This is a genomic window from Rhizobium sp. rho-13.1 (assembly GCF_007000305.1).
GTDB classification, from domain to species: Bacteria; Pseudomonadota; Alphaproteobacteria; order Rhizobiales; family Rhizobiaceae; genus Rhizobium; species Rhizobium rhododendri.
The window spans coordinates 1-3,149 of sequence record NZ_SCFL01000056.1; the positions used below are offsets into that span (position 1 = coordinate 1).

The 3,149-nt window shown below is 42.6% G+C and carries 2 protein-coding genes; both read right to left on the bottom strand.

Going from position 1 to position 3,149, the window contains the following annotated elements; genetic code table 11:
* Positions 1-687 precede the first annotated feature (687 nt).
* Positions 688-1,302, bottom strand: a complete 615-nt coding sequence (locus EQW76_RS28460) for a RolB family protein (protein WP_143123517.1) — start codon at positions 1,300-1,302, stop codon at positions 688-690.
* A gap of 1,004 nt (positions 1,303-2,306) precedes the next feature.
* Positions 2,307-2,720: a hypothetical protein gene (locus EQW76_RS28465; protein ID WP_142832594.1), complete on the bottom strand. Its 414-nt coding sequence runs from the start codon at positions 2,718-2,720 to the stop codon at positions 2,307-2,309.
* Between the last annotated feature and the right edge of the window lie 429 nt (positions 2,721-3,149).

Sequence of the window (3,149 nt, forward strand, 5' to 3'; positions counted from 1 at the left end):
ACCCCACATGTTGAAAATTGGAACTGAGCCAACTTTTAGGTGGGGCTCCCCATGATACTAATTTCCTATGACAGACGCTAAAAGTCAGATGTTATCGCAAAATTTGTCTTTCTCTGTGTGAACTCAAGAAATTAATGAGCCGCTGTTTCTGTCATGTCCGGGACTGGCTACGCGCCAACCACTACGCAAAGCGGCTCAAAGCGCTACGTTTCAAAACACCGTCCGAGTCATCCGCCAACTCAACGATAAAAGCCAGAAATCTTCATTCAAAGCCTAAGCTGTGAAATGTTGGGACTAAACACATAGAGGACCCAATCAGTGTAGCCTCTAGCTCAATCTGACAATTGGATTAGACTCATTTTTCAATCCACGTTGATGCAGTTTAATTTATCTAAAAATGCCAATGGCCTAAATGATGTCGAGTGCCAGCTTCATGGTGAAGACGTATTATGGAGAATCATATGGGAGATGAATGATTTAAAATTTCAACTATATAACATATATGGGAACAGTAACGTAATATTATTCGACATAATATTTTTACAACATTCTCTAAAGAAAGACACAGTTGACATATATTAAATTGCGACAGACACTTTTCATTTAAAATTTCAACGGAAATATGGTTATCAACCATTTATTTAGCATAACACACGTAAGAGCGTCGCACGTCATCCGGACCGTTGATTAAGCAGAACGCGGACATGAGCCCCAGGCAATGATCGGATAACTGACTAGGTCACCCAACCGAAACTCCCGGTCCTGGACTTCTTCATCTTCATCTTCATCTTCATCTTCATCCTCTCCTCCGTCGGTGTAGTTGCCACCTCTCGCAAAGAAGTCGTAAGATACGCCATTTATCTCATCAGCCCCAGGGCGTACAAATATGTTGCTTCGCATGATGGCGAGGAAAAAAGCGTTTTTATGTGGGCCCTCATAGTAATTGACCAGGCCCCCTTGGTCAGTACCCTCTTGCAGCAGGCGGTTCAACCGCCGCGGATCTAACAGCCACGGGGGTATGGCCGTTGCCGCAGCGCCGAAGTTGCTTGAACTAGAGGGTAGAAGGCGGTTCATAGCGCATCTTTGAGCAGTCGCTTGATCAGCATACACGTAAGTCAAAGATTGATCGGTCATTATGTATTCATCGTCAGATTGACCGGGAGTACGTATCGAAGGGTTGAAGTAGCAGACTGATCCTACAGTGGTCCGGAAATCGTTACGGGCCTGCTCCAAGCGAAGTGAGAGTTCCTGAGCATTCAGAATTTGAGTCAGGTCACGAACCGCCCATCTAGGTACCGCCATAGTAAGGTACTAAATGCCTTGAGATAGCACTACGGTTCATGCTCGAATTTATAGAAGCGCTGACGCCCTTGTTGGCAATTCGTAAAGATAACGGAGCCGTATATCTTTCCTATGGTACTATAGCAATCATCTCCCTATTTTCACGCATCGCCGCCTTAATTGACAATGGCTCAGCGGACTTTAGATTCTTGTGGGACCAGGTGTCATCGATGATTTGTCAATTTTCGGTGACAGAGCCGGTAGTGTGTCGGGTTTTATTGAAAGCGTCAGCACCGCCCTTTGACAAAAGGTTTAAATCAAACGTGCCACGATGTGAACAGATTCGGCCGCCCCTAGTAAAGTCACAAATGTGCCGCGATTACTCCAATCAGCGAAAATCAAGGAGTGATTGGGACTATTCAAAGGAATGACAAACAATTTCAATAATTGCGGGCACGATTATTAATATATATATTCATAACGAGAGCTATGTGACTTAAGGCGGTCATTAATATTACCATTCCTGAAGTGCGATGGCGAATTATATCGGAAAAGATCTGTCGACCTACGATCTGATCAGCGCCACGGAGCCTCTTCGACCCTCTTGGTGGGTTGGGGTCATGGTGAAAAGGAAATAATGTTTGAAATGACGGTCCGCTACGATCTGAATCATAATTTTTTATGACCACTAATTTAGATTTCGAAAATATCGATCTATGCTTAGCTAAGACTCTTTAAAAATTAAAAGATTTTTTATTTGAATATTTCAATGATATTCACAACCTAACGTTATAATATCAGTTTTATGGGCCTGTATTATTATATCCCATTTATTAACCCACTTTAATAGATTTATATTATTTATGTTGAACATAAATCGAATTTTAAATTATTGATATGAAAGGAATTAGGTAACCCGAATATTTTATTAAATAGAATTATTGATACAAAACGCCCTCACGGAATAGTTCAAAAAGAACGTTACATGCTCGTATTGAAATAACATATTACTATGACGAGTAACTTCATTGGGGTAAAGTTCCAAAAGCCACGATTGGGTAATCCACGGCTGGGCCAGAGCGGCTCCACGTCACGAATTCACCCTCCACAGGTACGAACAAGTCGCTTTTGTATATTGCCGCGTAGTGCGTGAAGCCATTTGCTCTTGCGAACCCTGCCGGCAGTTGATCGGGATAAGTCTCAGAAAGGCCGACCAGTTCCTCGTTCTTTATCACCAAAGTGCCGTTGTGCTCGTTGAGATCATTCTGGAGCGTTCTCGGGCCATAGATGAAATATAACGAACCAGAGTGGATGATTGTCTCACCCCCCCATAGGACAGTGGAACCATAAGTCTCCCTCACCAGAATAGCCTGCTGCCTGAGCATATCTTGAATTTTATTTTTCGCATAACCGCGCAGATCTACCCAAAGAAACGACATTTGTTCTCGTGCTGAACCCAATGCGAAAAGGGACTTAAATAGCTTCAAAGGTGGTTCGAGTTGGAAGAGGATTTACCGACTCTTCTTAAATTATTAAATTTATTGTCCACCGTCCGATCAAACAAAGCATTTTGCTAGCCTAAATACGTAAGCACTTACGTAAGACAAAAAAATATAGATCAAATATTTGAGATACATATTTAATCAACAAGAGAAATTCCACGAAATAAAATAGCTTATCGCCTTAGTAATGATAGTTTATAATTCGTTTGTCAGGGGGTATCACCGCCAATTAAGCCGCCAGCATCTCTAACGTCGCCATAGCGGCATTACATACAGTCTTAATAGTGCCCCTCCACGCATCCAACAGAACGGGCCAGACCTCTTAAATTCAACGAGTATCACTTCGTTTGGCCCACAAAACGCGTG